10 protein-coding genes and 1 tRNA gene are annotated in these 16,235 nt (G+C 59.4%); 8 read left to right on the top strand and 3 right to left on the bottom strand.

The genetic code is table 11. From position 1 onward, the window contains the following. The first annotated feature begins 301 nt into the window (after nt 1–301). Nucleotides 302–377, top strand: a tRNA-Asn gene (locus ALO80_RS04975). Between the two features lie 494 nt (nt 378–871). Here ALO80_RS04975 and mapR read toward each other — a convergent pair. After that, entirely contained in the window at nt 872–2,281 is a 1,410-nt protein-coding gene (gene mapR / locus ALO80_RS04970) for a GntR family transcriptional regulator MpaR (protein WP_055008156.1), read from the bottom strand. 423 nt (nt 2,282–2,704) lie between these two features. Between mapR and ALO80_RS04965 the strand changes: the two genes are divergently transcribed. Next, a complete protein-coding gene (locus ALO80_RS04965) occupies nt 2,705–4,192 on the top strand; it encodes a SulP family inorganic anion transporter (protein ID WP_055008155.1) in 1,488 nt (495 codons plus the stop codon). A gap of 23 nt (nt 4,193–4,215) precedes the next feature. Here ALO80_RS04965 and ALO80_RS04960 read toward each other — a convergent pair whose 3' ends face one another. Both ALO80_RS04960 and ALO80_RS04955 read right to left on the bottom strand, forming a co-directional pair. Continuing rightward, on the bottom strand, nt 4,216–5,391 hold the full coding sequence (locus ALO80_RS04960; RefSeq protein ID WP_055005150.1) for a sensor histidine kinase: 1,176 nt from the start codon (nt 5,389–5,391) through the stop codon (nt 4,216–4,218). Between the two features lie 5 nt (nt 5,392–5,396). Then, nucleotides 5,397–6,086 (bottom strand): response regulator, encoded by a 690-nt coding sequence (locus tag ALO80_RS04955; protein WP_054985481.1) that lies wholly within the window; start codon nt 6,084–6,086, stop codon nt 5,397–5,399. 98 nt (nt 6,087–6,184) lie between these two features. Between ALO80_RS04955 and ALO80_RS04950 the strand changes: the two genes are divergently transcribed. The 6 genes from ALO80_RS04950 (at nt 6,185) to ALO80_RS04925 (ending at nt 16,222) form a co-directional block, all read left to right on the top strand. Beyond that, nucleotides 6,185–7,657 carry an efflux transporter outer membrane subunit gene (locus ALO80_RS04950; protein WP_055008154.1) on the top strand — a complete coding sequence of 491 codons (1,473 nt, stop codon included), beginning with the start codon at nt 6,185–6,187 and terminating at the stop codon, nt 7,655–7,657. Nucleotides 7,658–7,676: 19 nt separating this feature from the next. Beyond that, nucleotides 7,677–8,528: a MipA/OmpV family protein gene (locus ALO80_RS04945; RefSeq protein ID WP_054985479.1), complete on the top strand. Its 852-nt coding sequence runs from the start codon at nt 7,677–7,679 to the stop codon at nt 8,526–8,528. 82 nt (nt 8,529–8,610) lie between these two features. Beyond that, nucleotides 8,611–9,678: an efflux RND transporter periplasmic adaptor subunit gene (locus ALO80_RS04940; RefSeq protein ID WP_055008163.1), complete on the top strand. Its 1,068-nt coding sequence runs from the start codon at nt 8,611–8,613 to the stop codon at nt 9,676–9,678. After that, a complete protein-coding gene (locus ALO80_RS04935) occupies nt 9,675–12,728 on the top strand; it encodes an efflux RND transporter permease subunit (RefSeq protein WP_055008153.1) in 3,054 nt (1,017 codons plus the stop codon). Before ALO80_RS04940 ends, ALO80_RS04935 begins: the two co-directional genes overlap by 4 nt. A gap of 73 nt (nt 12,729–12,801) precedes the next feature. Continuing rightward, complete coding sequence (locus ALO80_RS04930; protein ID WP_054985477.1) at nt 12,802–14,043, top strand: M20/M25/M40 family metallo-hydrolase; 1,242 nt, start codon at nt 12,802–12,804, stop codon at nt 14,041–14,043. A 469-nt stretch (nt 14,044–14,512) separates the two neighbouring features. After that, nucleotides 14,513–16,222 (top strand): ShlB/FhaC/HecB family hemolysin secretion/activation protein, encoded by a 1,710-nt coding sequence (locus ALO80_RS04925; protein ID WP_055008162.1) that lies wholly within the window; start codon nt 14,513–14,515, stop codon nt 16,220–16,222. Nucleotides 16,223–16,235: the final 13 nt, after the last annotated feature.

The following is a 16,235-nucleotide window of genomic DNA, read 5'->3' as shown; positions in this document are numbered from 1 at the left end:
TCTGGCTTCTGGCTTCTGGCCGAAGGCCGTAGGAGCGGACTTGTCCGCGATCTGCCGGGAACCGGCAGCAAAACCGTTGCATGCGGGTACATCCAGTACAACCGAGTGGACCTGTTTGGGGCCGCTCGAAGCCCATCGTAGCCGTCGTAACCTCCTGAAACTCCTACGGCCTCCGGGCAGAAGCCCGTTCTATGGCCATCTTGAGACGTGTTCGTCACGCTGGGCGCGCGCAAGCCGCAGCGCCGAAATTTTTTCAGCCCTTGCTTGACTTCCTTTTCCTAATCAGTAACATAGCGCTCATTCCGCGATAGCTCAGTTGGTAGAGCAAGTGACTGTTAATCACTGGGTCCCTGGTTCGAGTCCAGGTCGTGGAGCCATATACCGTTTCAGAGGCCGTTCGAAAGCATCTGAAAAAACCAAAAACCCGCCTTCTGGCGGGTTTTTTGGTTTTGAAGCTCATTCATTTCAGCTTGGATATCCATTGCCTAAAGAATGCAGGGCCAGTCAGGCCACTGCCGGCAACTCCCGCGTGCAGGATCGGCGCGCTGCTGTTGAATGCCGTTTTTGCATCGTATGCATGGCCGTGAACGATGAGCTTGCCGACGATGATTACTGCTCAATACGGCGAAATAGTCCCTAGCAAGCCCACCGCAATCGCCAACAACAAAAAACCTATCAATGAAAGTCCGAGCTTGCCCATGAGCGTCTCCTGCTGATTGATCTGTCTGTAACGAGTCGCAGGTTCCGGCTGCTGGCGGTTGTCCTGCGCGTTTTAATGCGTGGCCATTATCCTGCGCAGGTAGATTCTGGTACAGATTCAGAAATAGCTTAAAAATACGGATCAGATACGCCGCAGCCGAGAGTGGATAACTCAGAATGACGCGATGATTCGTCCAAGCACCGCCATCGCCTGCTCGCTGCGTTCATCCCAGGGCGTGCCGTAGTTCAGACGTGCGCAATTCTTGAAGCGCTGCGAGGCCGAGAATATCGGGCCGGGTGCCAGGCTGATGCCTTGGGCTAGGGCCATCTGGAACACCTGCAGCGAGTCCACCTGCTCGGGGAATTCGAACCACAGAAAATAACCGCCAGCGGGCCGGGTGACGCGTGTCGCTGCCGGGAAATAGCGAGCCGCAGCGGCCAGCATCGCGCCCTGTTGCAGTTCGAGGGTGTCGCGCAATTTGCGCAAATGCCGATCGTAGCCACCGTGTTTGAGGTAATCGGCTATCGCAGCCTGGGCCGGAACCGAGGGCGATATCGTGGTCATGAGTTTCAGACGGTCAATCTGTTCGGTGTAACGCCCGCCTGCCACCCAACCCACGCGGTAGCCGGGCGCGAGGGTCTTGGAAAATGAACTGCAATGCATCACCAGCCCGCTGCGATCCAGGCTTTTGACCGGACGGGGAGCTGTGGCACCGTAATACAGCTCGGCGTACACATCGTCCTCGATCAGCGGTATTTGCTGCTGCTCCAGCAAGTCGTAGAGCCTGACTTTCTTCTCTTGGGTCATGCTCGCGCCCAACGGGTTCTGGAAGCTGCTCATGAACCAGCAAGCCTTTATCGGCAAACGTGTCAGGCTGTCCTGCAAAGAATCCAGATCCACGCCATCACGCGGGTGCACGGGGATCTCGACGGCTTTGAGTTTGAGTCGTTCCAGCACTTGCAGGCAGGCGTAGAACGCGGGCGCTTCGATGGCGACCAGGTCGCCAGGTTCGGTGACGCATTGCAGGCAGAGATTCAGGGCTTCCATCGCGCCATTGGTGATCACCAGCTCGTCGGCGGGCAGGCGTACGCCGCTGATCATGTAACGCAGGGCGATCTGTCGGCGCAGCTCGGAGTTCCCGGTGGTCATGTCGCTGACAATGCCCACTGGCGTCAGTGAACGCACTGCTGAAGCCATCGACTTTGCCAGGCTCGCCAGCGGATACAGATGCGGGCTGGGAAACGCCGAGCCAAAAGGAACGGTGTCCGGGTTCTTGAGCGAGCCGAGCACTGAAAAGATCAGGTCGCTGACGCCCAGTTCGGTGCCTTCGCTGACATGGCTGACCAGTTCAGGTTCGATCAGCGCATTGGCAGCGTGCTCGCGCACGTAATACCCGGAGCGTGCACGGGCCTGAATCAGGCCCTTGTCTTCGAGCAGGTAATACGCTTTGAAGACTGTTGCAGGGCTGACTGACCAGGTACGGCTCGCGACCCTGACGGATGGGACTTTTTCGCCAGCGGGCAGAACACCGCTGCGAATCATTTCCGCAATATCGGCAGCGAATTTTTCGTAGCGTTTCATGGCAGGCTTCTGGGTAGACGACGCGCCTATCATGAGTGAAAACAGGCCTCGCAAACAGAGGCAGGTCATCCGGAAAAATGCATATCAGCCTCTTCAGGCAGGCCACTGCGCGGGCGGGCGCTTCGGTTCTCGACGCTGCGATGCGGGTGTTTGAGTCTTGAACCCCTCAAACGGTCGGGGCTATCATGCCCATGTCCTGCGACCCATCGAAGGAAAAACGCTTGTCCCTTTCCAACTGGCTGCCTACGCCGCCTTAGCGCTTCGCCCCTCGCTACACCCTGACTGCCGCCGTCTGCGGTCGCTTGTTGCTGTGTCCGTTTCACGGTCGCCGCCACCGCCATCACTACTCATTCGAAAACCGATGCACACGTACGTCCGGCATTCGCTGCTGCGCGTCCCGCTGTGTTCGACACAGGTATTTCCATGCTCGAAAAAATCAAAGCTACGTGGTTTTCCAGCGTCCGGGCCGATGTTCTCGCCGGGCTTGTCGTTGCACTGGCCCTGATTCCAGAGGCTATCGCGTTCTCCATCATCACGGGCGTAGACCCGAAAGTCGGGCTTTACGCCTCGTTCTGTATCTGTGTGGTCATCGCTTTCGTGGGCGGTCGCCCGGCAATGATTTCTGCTGCCACAGGTGCGATGGCCTTGCTGATGGTCAATCTGGTCAAAGAGCATGGTCTTCAGTATTTGCTGGCCGCCACGTTACTGTGCGGCGTACTACAGATTGTTGCGGGGTATTTGCGCCTCGGAGAGCTGATGCGCTTTGTTTCGCGATCAGTCGTGACCGGCTTTGTGAACGCGCTGGCGATTCTGATTTTCATGGCCCAACTGCCAGAGCTGACCCATGTAACCTGGCCGGTCTATGCCATGACGGCGGCGGGCCTGGCGATTATCTATCTGTTCCCGCGCGTGCCGTTGCTGGGCAAGCTGCTGCCGTCGCCGCTGGTGTGCATTCTGCTGCTCACGGCAATGTCCATTTACATGGGGATGGATGTACGTACGGTGGGCGACATGGGCGCGCTGCCTGACAGTCTGCCAATCTTCATGTGGCCGGACGTTGCGCTGAATCTCGACACGCTGTTGATCATACTGCCGTATTCCGCGGCCCTGGCGGTGGTGGGCCTGCTTGAGTCGATGATGACCGCAACCATTGTCGATGATCTGACCGATACCGACAGTGACAGGAATCGTGAGTGCAAAGGGCAGGGCATCGCCAATATCGCCAGTGGTCTGATCGGCGGCATGGCCGGTTGCGCGATGATCGGCCAATCAATGATCAACGTGAAGTCGGGGGGTAGAACACGACTCTCGACCCTCAGCGCGGGCTTGCTGCTGTTGATCATGATGCTGTTTCTGGGCGACTGGCTGGCGCGTATTCCAATGGCTGCGCTGGTAGCGGTGATGATCATGGTCTCGATCAGTACGTTCAGTTGGGAGTCGATCCGCAACCTCAAACAGTACCCGCTCTCGACCAATATTGTGATGGTCGTGACGGTGATCGTAGTGGTGGCCACCCATAACCTTGCCTATGGCGTGCTGGTCGGGTCTCTGCTGGCCGCCATGTTCTTTGCCAGCAAGATCGGCCGTTATCTCGACGTCACTTCGCGCCGCGATCTCGAGCACAGCCACCGCACTTATTACGTAACCGGTCAGGTGTTCTTCGCGTCTGCCGAGCGCTTCATGGCGTCCTTCGACCTGCGCGAAAACGTCGAAACACTCGCCATTGATCTGCGCGAGGCGCATTTCTGGGACATCACTGCAGTTGCCGCGCTCGACAAGGTTGTGCTCAAGCTGAGGAGGGCGGGTATCAGTGTGGACGTTGTCGGCATGAACCAGGCGACGGCCACGCTCGTGGACCGGTTTGGCGTGCACGATAAACCGGAGCGCATCGATTCGTTGATGGGGCATTGATTTGCAAGACCACTCGAGCAGGATCAGGCCGGGATCTCCAGACGGATTACCGATCCGCCGCCAGGCCTGTTGCGCACTCCGATAGTGCCGTCATGCTCAAGGCAAATGGCCCGGGCAATGGACAGACCCAGTCCGCTGCCTCCGGAATAGCGCGCCCGGGAACGTTCGGCGCGCCAGAACCGGTCGAATACCTGTTCAAGGTTCTCCGAGCCGAAGCCAGGCCCGCGGTCCGAGACGGTCAGCTCCATGCTTCGTGCGCTGGCTCTGCCGACGATCAGCAGTTCACCGCCCATCGCCGAGTAACGCAGTACGTTATCGACGAGAATATTGACCACCTGACCCATTCGGTCGCGGTCTGCGGTGACGGTCAGTCTCTGGGGAATGTCGATTGTCACGATAACGCCTGCCTCATCGAGCTGTGTGGCAAACCAGCCGATACGCTCGGCGACCAGTTTTTCCAGAGAAAATACGGTTTTGTCCAGGGTCAACTGACCGGCGCTGGCCAGCGAAAGAAGGTGCAGATCACTCACCAGCTTGTTCAGTTGGTCGAGCTGTCGGTGGACCATTTGCAGTTGTGTCAGATCGCGTGGGAACACCTCATCGATCATGCCTTGTATGCGCCCCATGGCGGCGTTCAGCGGCGTGCGCAGTTCGTGAGCAATCATCGCGCTGGATTCACTGACCTCCAGTTCGTAACGGCCCAGTTGGGTGGTCATGGTGTTGAAGTCGCTGACCAGCGCCTGCAATTCGTCCGGGTCTTTGGCGCTCATCGGCAGGCGTGTCTTGAAGTCGCCCTGAGCCACCTGACGTGCGCCTCTGGCAATCGAGGAGAACTGGCTGGAAAGCGGGCGGGAGAACAGAAAACCGAAAAATATGATGATCGGGATGGCTATCATTACCAGCGCTGCCAACACCCACCATTCCTTGTTGGCAATGCCCGGCAACAGGTTCTCGATCGGGTAATACTCGAAGAACAGCTCGCGAAGCTTGACCATGTCCATGGCAGGTTCGGCCTGCAGCCGCATGAATTCCATGCGCACCTCGGCTGGCATTGCCTGCAATGTGAGCCAGTCAGATACCGTGACATGCAACCACATGCAGAACGCAATGATGATCACTGCGCCCACGGCCAGCATGCTCATGCGCATGCCGACCCAGTGCCATAGCGGTTTCTGCCTGTGTCTGAAAAAGCGTCGCATGGGCTTCACCTGAATCGATAGCCGACAGAGCGGACCGTCACCAGCACATTGTCCACACCATGAATTTCGAGTTTGCGACGCAGGTTATGGACGTGCGCATCGACAACCCTGGCCAGCGCTTCGCTGTCGGGCAGGCAGATTTCCAACAGCTCTTCGCGGGTGAAGGCCTTGGAAGGGGTTTTCAGCAAGGTCGACAGTATCTTGAACTCGGTGGGCGTCAGGTCGAGCAGTGTGTCTGCGCTGTCGAGCCCTTCAATGATGGCGGTGACTGCATCCAGGTCCACCAGCAGGTTCTGGTAGCGCAAGTGACGGTCATTGTTGCCGTTCTGCTGCGAGCGCCGCAGGACCGCGTGCACGCGGGCCACCACTTCCTTGGGGTTATAGGGCTTGACCACGTAATCGTCGGCCCCGTAACGCAACGCGCCGAGCTTTTCCGGTTCGTCGCCCATGGCGGTGACCATGATCACCGGTGTATCGCTGCAACGGCGCACCGCTGACAGCACGTCTGTACCACTGACCAGCGGCAGCATGACGTCCAGCAGAATCAGGTCGGGTTTCCACTGGCGATGCATATCGATACCGCGCTGCCCGTTTTCGGCCAGCCCTACGCTGAAGCCGTCACGACGCAGGTAAGCCTCGAGAATGCTGGCGCTGTCGGCGTCGTCTTCGACGATCAGAATGCGTTTTCCTGACACAAGAATTCCTCTTGATCAAATCTTGATAATTCACGAACGGTTTATTGAAAGTCGACGTTCAGGATTACGTCCAGTGCCCACTGTCGCGGACAGATCCTATGCTGATGAGTACACCGCTGTCCAAGCGTATCCGCAACCTCGGATGCTGTTGCCTGGCTATGCTGGCGAACCTGGTTTTTTCGGGTTGCTCGCTGGCTCCTGCGTATCAGCGCCCGGCACTGCCGGTTCCTGCCGACCAGCTTTCCGGGGTCGTACCGGCACGCGAGACGTCCGCTGCCATCGCGCTGACCGGCGACGAAGAGGCGCTTGTTTCCGAACTGTCGCCGCAGGGTGAATTGCGGGCTCTGCTGCAGTCAGCCCTGACGTTCAATCGGGATTTTCGCGTGGCGGTGCTACGGGTCGAAGAGGCCAGGGCCATGCGCGGCATAGCTCGAGCCGGTCGTTTTCCAACGATTGCAGCAGGCGTGGAGCGTGACCGTCAGCACTTCGATAATGCTGCCGCCGACGAGCGATATGGCCAGGACATCTCTATTGCCTCGGTGGGCATTTCTGATTTTGAACTGGATTTCTTCGGGCGCTTGCGCAGCCTTTCCGACGCCGCGCGTCATGACTATCTGGCCAGCACGTACGGCCAGCAGGCGGCGCGCAGTGCGCTGGTTGCGGAAGTGGCGCGTGCCTGGCTGGCCGAACGTCTGGCCGCCGCCGTGCAGCAGGATGCGCAGACCGTTCATGATGCCCGATTGATGTTACTGAAAGCGGCCGAAGAGCAGCAGCGTCAAGGTGCCATTTCGCTGGACGATCTCATGGTGCAGCGCCTTGACACGCTGACTGCGCAGCAGCAGGAGCAGGATGCCGTAAGCGGTCACGCCAACGCCTCGCAGGCGCTGCTGTTGCTTACCGGCTACTCGACGGCGTTGCCGACCACCACGCCGGACACGCCTGTACTGACCGCTGCGCTGGTCGACACGCCAGACTGGTTGTCGAATCTGCCATCTCGGCGTCTGCTGGAACGTTTTGATATCCGTCAGCATGAAGAAGCGCTCAAAGCCAGCAATGCCAACATCGGGGCCGCCCGCGCAGCGTTCTTTCCATCCATAAAGCTCAGCACCGGCGCAGGCCTCCAGAGCGACAGCCTGCGCACATTGTTCAGCAGCGGCAGCGGTGCCTGGTTGTTCACCCCGCAATTGAATCTGCCGTTATTCGACGGTGGACGCAATCAGGCCAACCTGGACCTTGCGCGTGTGCGGCAACAGATCGCGGTCGCCGAGTATGAAAAAGCCATTCAGAACGCTTTTCGTGAGATGGCCGGTGTGCTGAGCCGTCGCCAGCAGGCCTTGGGCCATGTCCGCAACGATATCGAGCGCGTCGCGCTGGTTCAGGAAAAAGTGCGGCGCCTGTCTTTCGAGCTCAATGCGGGTGCGGCCGAACGTACAGCATTGCTGGCGTCCACCATCCGCATCGCCGAAGCCGACGCAGCCGGGCGCAAGTCCCTCAATGAGCTGCAGCAAAACCGTATCGATCTTTTTCAAGTGCTTCGCGGAGCACAACCGGCAAACCCACCCCAATCCTGAATGAAACCGGAGTATCACCATGAGCCATGAAATCTCTCGTCCTCATGCACGTAGCGCCCTGCTCAAACCTGCGCTTACCGTGTTGATCGCCTCTGCGGCGATGACACTGGTCGGTCAGGCTTGTGCCCAAGACAGTGCATCTACTGAAAGTCAGTCGATGCTCGGCGACAGCTTCAACGTCAATTTCGGTCTCGGCATGGCGGTACTGCCTCGCTATATGGGCGCTGATGAATACCGCAGTCAGGTGCTGCCGATGGTCACGATCCAGCGCGGCATCTTTTTCGCTGATACCGCTCGTGGGGTGGGGCTGCAGTGGCAGTCGGATTCGGGGTTCGGTGCCAGCGCTGCACTGAACTACGACTTTGGCCGTACCGAGAAAAACAGTACAAACCGCCCTGGCTCCAACGAACTGAGAGGGATGGGCACCGTCAAGGGCGCGACCGTCGGCGATTTCATGATCTCTCAGCAGCTCACGCCGTGGTTGTCGGCCAGTGCCGAGGCAGAATTGCGGGTGGCTGGCGAAAAGCGCGGTAACCGCTACCGCTTGGGTTTTGAAGGCATCGCCTACCACAGCCAGACCGATACCGTGACGCTCGATATCGATGCGCATGCCGGTGATGGTCGTTACAACCAGACCTATTTCGGTGTGAGCCCGCTCCAGAGCCAGCGCACCGGGTTTTCCAGATTTACCGCAGACAGCGGGATTTACGCGTACTCGGCTGCGCTCGCCTGGCAGCACACCTTTGACGCCCACTGGTCGACCGTTGCAAGCGTCGGCGTGACTCACTACACCGATCAGACCCGTGGCAGCCCGCTGGTCGAGACTGATGCCGAGGGCAGCGGCCTGATTGCTTTGAATTACGCGTTCTAACGGGATGAGGCCTGTCATGCGATTCCATTCTGATGCGTTTCCTGCTGTGCAGCGATGTGTTTCACACGCTTGCAGTGTCGTCCTGATCGCCCTGATGGTCAGTGGGTGCAGCGATAAACATACTCCCGGCGTCACGGCCATCCGTGCCGTCAAGGTTGAAGCGGCACGGGCGGGAGAGGGAGCCACGGTGCGCTTTATCGGCACCGTTCGGCAGCAGGAGCGCGCCAGTCTGGCTTTCGAATCGGCAGGCTCCCTGACCGAGCTGCGGGTCGACATCGGCGACAGCGTTGAAAAGGGCCAGTTGCTGGCCAGTCTCGATCCCCAGCCTGCGCAGTTGCACCTGCAAGAGGCCCAGGCCAGTTTGCGCCTCGCCAAGGCTCATGCGGTGGAGCGCGAGCTTGATTATCAACGTCAGAAGCGTTTGCTCGCGGCAGGCAGCGTTGCTCAGGGCGTGGTCGAGTCGGCCCTCTCGTCCAGCGAGCAGGCCCGGGCCGAGCAGCTCCGGGCGCAGGCCGAACAGGCGCTGGCTCGTCGCGAACTGGACCGCACCCGGTTGATCGCACCCTTTGCCGGGCGAGTGGTTGCACGTCGTGCAGAACCGCGAACCGTGCTGCCCGCCGGGCAAGTGGTGCTGGACATCGAATCCGCTGCCGGGCAGGAAGTGGTGGCTTCTGTTCCGCTGGCGCTTGCCGAAACGCTCAAACCTGGTGATCTGGCCAGAGCCTCCAGCACGGCAGATGGCACTTCAGGGTTTGATCTGGCACTTGAAGGCATCTCACCCCGCGCCGAGGACGGGCTGGTCAGAACGGCTGTATTTCGTCTGCTGCGGCCTGCCAGCCGCTTGCCCAGCGGCGTCACCCTGCTGGTGCAGTTGCATCCCGATGCCGGCACACAGCCCTTGTCGGTTCCGGTTCAAGCGTTGTGGATGGGAACCGGCAGCGATGTGGCCGAGGTGTTTGTCTACCAGCCGGGCGGAACAGTGGCCATCCGCTCTGTCTCGCTGGGCAGGATCAGGGATGGCCGGGCGCTGATCGCCGGCGGTCTGGTTGCGGGTGAGCGGGTGGTCACTGCCGGTGCTGCTTTCCTGCAGGACGGGCAGACCGTCACGCTGTTCGAGCCTGGCACCCGCTTGAGCGGGGGCACGCAATGAGCCTTACCCACCGCGCAATGGGCGCAAGCCGCCTGACTCTGTTTGCTGCCTGCCTGATTTTGCTGGCCGGCGTGGCGACCTTTTTGGGCTTTCCTTCTCAGGAAGAGCCTTCGGTAACTGTTCGCGATGCACTGGTCAGCGTGTCTCTGGCCGGACTCTCTGCAGAGCGCACGGAAGAGCTGCTTGCCAGGCCGCTCGAGGAGCGTATCCGTGAACTGGCCGAGATCAAGAATGTGGTCACCACGGTCCAACCCGGCCGGGTGATTGTGCAAGTTACCGCGTATGACAACATCAAGGACCTGGGGCTGTTGTGGCAACGACTTCGGGCGAAGGTGGGCGAAACCAGCGGAGTGTTTCCGCCGGGCACCCAAGGGCCGTTCGTGGATGACGATTTCGGTCGCGTGGCCGTGGCTTCCGTCGCGCTGACGGCACCAGGTTTTTCCATGAGCGAGATGCGTGCGCCGATAAAGCGCTTGCGCAATCAGCTCTATGAGCTCAAGGGCGTCGATCAGGTCGAGCTGTATGGTCTGCAGGACGAGCGAATCTACCTCGACTTCGATCACCAGACACTTGCAGCAGCCGGACTTTCGCCTCAACAGTTGCTCCAGCAGTTGCAAAATCGCAACCTGATTGCACCGGGAGGCAGCCCGGTCATTGGTCAGCAGAGCACCACTCTTTCGGTCAGCGGCGAGGTGCTTTCGCTTGAGCAGCTTCGTCAGTTTCCCGTGCAATTGCCCGGCGGGCAGATGGTAGCGCTGCATGACCTGACACGGATATCGGTGGGCCCCGTCGACCCGCTGGAAACCGAGGCGATCTATCAAGGGCAGGATGCTGTCGTACTGGCCGTATCGATGCAGCCCGGCCTCAATGTACAAACGTTCGGCACCGCGCTGCGCAAGAAACTTGGAGAGCTGGAACAGCAACTTCCGGCCGGCTTCACTTTGCACATCGTGACTTTCCAGTCCAGCGTGGTTCAGCACGAGATGAGCAAGATGTATCACGTTATGGCCGAAACGGTCGTTATCGTGATGTGTGTTGTCATGCTGTTTCTGGGCTGGCGTACCGGCCTGGTGGTCGGGGTGATTGTGCCCCTTACCATCCTCAGTACGCTGCTGGTCATGCGCTCGCTGGGAATCGAGCTGCAGACAGTGTCGATTGCCGCGATCATTCTGGCTCTGGGCTTGCTGGTGGACAACGGGATTGTCATCGCCGAGGACATCGAGCGACGTCTGCATGCCGGGGAGGATCGGCGACGGGCTTGCGAGGAAGCAGGGCGCACGTTGATGATCCCTTTGCTGACCTCGTCGCTGGTCATCGTGCTGGCGTTTTCTCCATTCTTTCTGGGGCAGACCAGCACGAATGAGTACCTGCGTTCGCTGGCGATCGTGCTCGCTACCACGCTGATCAGTTCGTGGCTGCTCAGTGTCACCGTGACGCCCCTCTTGTGCTTTTACTTCGCCAAGGCGCCAGCGATGGCCGAGTCGACCGATGATGTCGATGAGTATGCATCGGTGTTTTACCGTGGCTATCGAAAAATCATCGAGGGGCTGCTGAATCATTCCCTGATCTTCATCGCCAGCATGACGGGGTTGCTGGCCGTTGCAGTGGTGGTGCTGACCCAGGTGCCTTACGACTTTCTGCCCAAGTCCGACCGCATGCAGTTCCAGATCCCGCTGGTGCTGGAGCCTGGCAGCAGCTCACGCGCCACCTCACAAGCCGTGCGCGATATCAGTCAGTGGCTGAGCAGCGATCAGGACGTCAAACACAGCATCGGCTATGTCGCCAATGGCGGGCCAAGAATCGTTCTTGGTCTCAATCCGCCTTTGTCCGCGCCGAACATCGCCTACTTCACCGTCAGCGTGCGCGAAGGTGCCAATCTCGATGCGGTGATCGAGCGAGCCCGGCATTTCATCCTGACCCAGCACCCCGAAATCGAAGCGCAGCCCAAACGATTCTCGATGGGAACCACCGAGGCAGGGATTGCGGTTTACCGCGTCATCGGTCCTGACGAAAAAGTACTACGGAATATCGCCCGCAGAATCGAACAGGCCTTGTCGGCGTTGCCGGGAACGCTGGACGTCCACGATGACTGGCGCACCCGTTTGCTGCGCTATGACGTGGTCGTCGATCAGTACAAGGCGCTGCATGCCGGTGTTTCCACTCAGGACATCGCTCAGGCGCTGCAGCTCAGGAACAATGGCTTGTCTGTGTCATCGCTGCAGGATGGTGAAACTGCGGTGGCGATTGTGGCTCGTGAACAGGGCACCCCGACCACGCCTGTAAGTGATCTGGAGAGCACGCTGATTTACCCGGCTTCCGGGGCTGCGCCGTTGATGTTGTCGGCGATCGCCACGGTCGAGCCGGAGGCCGAAGCGTCGACCATTCAGCGCCGCAATCTGGAGCGCGCGATAACGGTGGTCGGGCACAATCCATCGCTGACCGCCACGTCGATCATTGAGCAGTTGGCACCGAACATTGCGACGCTCAACATGCCTGCGGGTTACCGCATTGAACTGGGCGGCGAAATAGAGGACTCGGCCGAGGCTAATCAGGCGCTGCTGCAGTACATGCCGCATGCACTGGTGGCGATGCTGTTGTTGTTCGTCTGGCAGTTCAATTCGTTTCGCAAGTTGCTGATCGTTATTTCCAGTGTGCCCTTTGTGCTGATTGGCGTGGCGCTGGCCCTGGTGCTCAGCGGGTATCCATTCGGCTTCATGGCAACCTTCGGATTACTGTCGCTGGCGGGGATCATTGTCAACAACGCGGTTTTACTGCTCGAACGCATCGAGGTTGAGCGCGGATTGGGGCTGTCGGTTCGTGACGCGGTGGTCAACGCCGCGATCAAGCGGTTACGGCCGATCGTGATGACCAAACTGACCTGCATCATCGGGCTGATTCCATTGATGCTCTTTGCCGGCCCGCTCTGGGAAGGTATGGCGATCACCATCATGGGCGGTCTTGCATTGGGTACGTTGGTCACGCTTGGGTTGATCCCGATTCTGTACGGGCTGCTGTTTGACCGGTTCGAGCGCTGGCGCACGGCGAGCTGACTCATGACGACCGGTGCTTGTGTAAGGTATGGTCCTGAAAACCTCGACCAACCGAACACAAGGACGGAACAACATGCGCTCATTCTCCCGCTCGCCACTGGCCGCTCAACTTGCCTTGGCGCTGGCGTTGACAGCTCTGGCACCAGCGGCCCTGGCCGAACCGCACAAGGCGATCCAGGCCGATGCCGAGCACTACAAGGACGACGCCTTGAAACTGCTGGAGCGTCTGGTGAACATCGATTCAGGTTCCGGGTATGTACCGGGTCTGACCAAAGTCAGTGACATCGCGATTGAGGAACTCAAGCAGCTCGGTGCAACCATCGAGCTCGTTCCCAATACTCCAGAGGCCAGCAATCACGTGGTTGCCACCCTTAAAGGCACCGGCAAGGCAAAGATTCTGCTGATGGCGCACATGGACACCGTGTTCAAGGAAGGTTCTGCGGCCGAGCGTCCTTTTCATATCAAGGAGGGGCGTGCCTACGGCCCCGGCGTCATGGATGACAAGGGCGGCATCGTGGCCGCCATCTACGCATTGAAGGTGTTGCACAACCTGAAATTCACCGACTACGCGCAGATCACGGTATTGCTCGACGCCAGTGAAGAAACCGGTTCAGGTGTCGCTACCGAGCTGATCAAGAAGACCGCGAAAGAGCACGATGTCACGCTGAACCTGGAGCCCGGTCGTCCGGCCGATGGTCTGGTGGTGTGGCGCAAGGGGTCTGCAACTGCACTGGTCGACGTCAAGGGCAAGGCATCGCACGCGGGCGTTGCGCCGGAACTGGGACGCAATGCTGCCACCGAGGTTGCACATCAGATCCTGCAACTCGGCAAGCTGGGTGACGAGGAGAAAAAAACCACCATCAACTTCACGGTGCTCAAAGCGGGAGATCGCACCAATGTGATTCCTGATCAGGCCAGCGCCAAGGCCGACGTGCGTGCAGCCGTGCCGGAGGAGTTTGATCGGGTCGAACAGGACCTGGCCAGGGTATCGGCCAACAAGCTGGTGCCTGACACGGAGGTCAAGACCAGTCTGGTCCGTGGCCTGCCGCCGATGCCGCAAACCGCGCAGTCCGATGCATTGGTCGCGACGGCGCAAGGCATCTACGGCGAACTGGGCCGTAAGCTGACCATTGAGGGGAGCGGCGGTGCGGCTGATTCAAGCCTGTCTGCCAGCGTGGGTACACCAACGCTGGATGGCTTCGGGATTGTCGGTGGCAATATCCATACGCCCGAAGAGTATGCCGAAGTGGACAGCGTGGCACCGCGAATCTATCTGCTGTCGCGGATGATCATGAAGTTGTCCGGGCAACCGTGATCCGAGAAGCCTCCCGCGCATGTCACGGGAGGCTTTTTGAACCGATGACCCGCTTTCAAACAGATACGGGGCTGCAAGGACTCGATGCAGTGCACAAAGGAAAGCCGCACTTCTCCTGAGGTAAAGAGGGGTTGGCTCAGCCAATGCTTTCGCTCAGTCGCCCACGATCACCGTCATTTTCCTGGTACATCTTCAGCCCCGGCACGAGTCCGCTTCAGACACTATCGCGGTTAGTTCACCTGCCTATATTTAATTATGACCTTAATGCTACATCGCGCAGGTACGCTGCCTCCGATCAATATTGAGCATCGGATCTCGAACTCACGGCCGATGATCAATGCTGCTCAATTTGAATGTTAAAAAGTTCAACAAAACGGATACATGGTCGATACAAATATTTGACGCCATATTGATGGCGATCTAGTATTACCCGCCTTTTGATATCAATATGCTACTGCAAGGACGCACCGTGTATCCCCATGTTCCCAGACTGGCTTTGCTGCTCCTGCTCGCCATCGCGCCAGCTACTTCGCTCGCAGCCACTGTCCCCGCCAGTTCGCCAGGTGAACAAGACCTTATCCGCGACCGTCAGGATCGCCTGCTTGAAGAGCAGCGCCGTCGCCTTGAAGAGCTCAAAGACCTGCCGAGCAAACAAACGGCACCCGTCGCCCCCAGCGCGCCTGCCGATACCCGCTGCTTCACCATCAATCGTATCGAACTCAAGGGTGCCGACTCGCTGTCGTCCGCCGAGCGTGACGCGCTGACCGCGCCGTATCAAGGCAAGTGTCTTGGTGTTGCGCAGCTCAACGAGCTGCTGAAAGTCATCACCGATCACTACCTCGAAAAAGGCCTGGTGACGACTCGGGCCTATCTGCCACAACAGGACCTGTCCACCGGCGACCTGCAAGTGCTGGTCATCGAGGGCAAGCTGGAGCACCTGCGCGGCGATGCTGCCAGCGGCCTGTCGACACGTGAGCTGGCCATGACTTTTCCCGGCAGGGAAGGCCAGATGGTCAACCTGCGTGAAATCGAGCAGATGGTCGATCAGCTCAATCGTCTGCCGTCCAATCAGGCGCAGATGGAACTGACCCCCGGCCAGGTCGTGGGTGGCAGCGATGTGGTCGTCAAGAACACTCCGCAAAAGCCGTGGCGTGCCAACCTGTCGCGTACCAATGAGGGCCAGCGCAGCACCGGTGAGCAGCAGTGGAATGCCGGGCTTGAGTGGGACAACCCGTTGGGGCTGGCCGATCAGTTCAGCTTGCGCGGCGGCCACGATGCTATCAGCGACCGGCAGAAAGCCTCGCGCAACGCTTCGCTTGCCTACAGTCTGCCGTGGGGCTGGTGGACGTTCAGCTACTTGTACAACACCAGCGAATATCGCTCGGTGGCGCAGGCTTCGAACATTAACTTCAAGCAGGACGGCGACAGCCAGAACCACCAGTTCAAGGCCGAGCGGGTGGTGTATCGCGACGCGCTGAGCAAGACCTCGCTCAATGCCGGTCTGTCCTGGCTGCGCACCAACAATTATGTCGAAGACAGCAAGCTGGCGGTCAGCAGCAATCGCATCACTGAGGCGCAGTTCGGCATCAACCACGGGCGGCGGGTCGGTTCGGCGTTCGTCAACATCGATCTGGGCATGCAGCAAGGCATCGGTGCTCTGGACGCGCAAGGCAACCACGATCCTCGCCCGGGTGAGGCGGATGCACGTTATCGCAAATACACCGGCACCCTCAGCTACCTGCATCCCTTTCATCTGTGGGGCGAAAATCTGAGCTTCACCAGTCTTGCCACCGGGCAGCGCAGCGAGGATGTGCTGTTCAGCTCGCAACGCACCAGCCTGGGCGGATCGTCGTCGGTGCGTGGTTACAAGGATGAATTTTTGTCCGGTGACAGCGGTGGCTACTGGCGCAATGAAATGCGTCTGACCCGTCCGGTGACGCTGGACTGGTTGCGCCCGATGTTCGCCGAGTATGGCGCGGCTGCCGGTTACGACCAGGGTGTGATTCGCAACGACCGTTACAACGGTGACCAGCATGGGCGCTTGTCCAGCAACTCGTTCGAACTGTTTACCCGAGGCCGGCACGTCGCGGCTTCAGTGACCTTTGCGCATTCCCTGGAACGTCCCGATGTGATCGAGCGTGAAGCACCGATCTATTTCCGTATGGACGTCTTTCTTTAACAACGCCGCTTTC

Source organism: Pseudomonas caricapapayae (assembly GCF_001400735.1).
GTDB classification, from domain to species: domain Bacteria; phylum Pseudomonadota; class Gammaproteobacteria; order Pseudomonadales; family Pseudomonadaceae; genus Aquipseudomonas; species Aquipseudomonas caricapapayae.
Note: the sequence above shows the minus strand (reverse complement) of the source record. Positions and strands in the feature narration are given on the sequence as shown.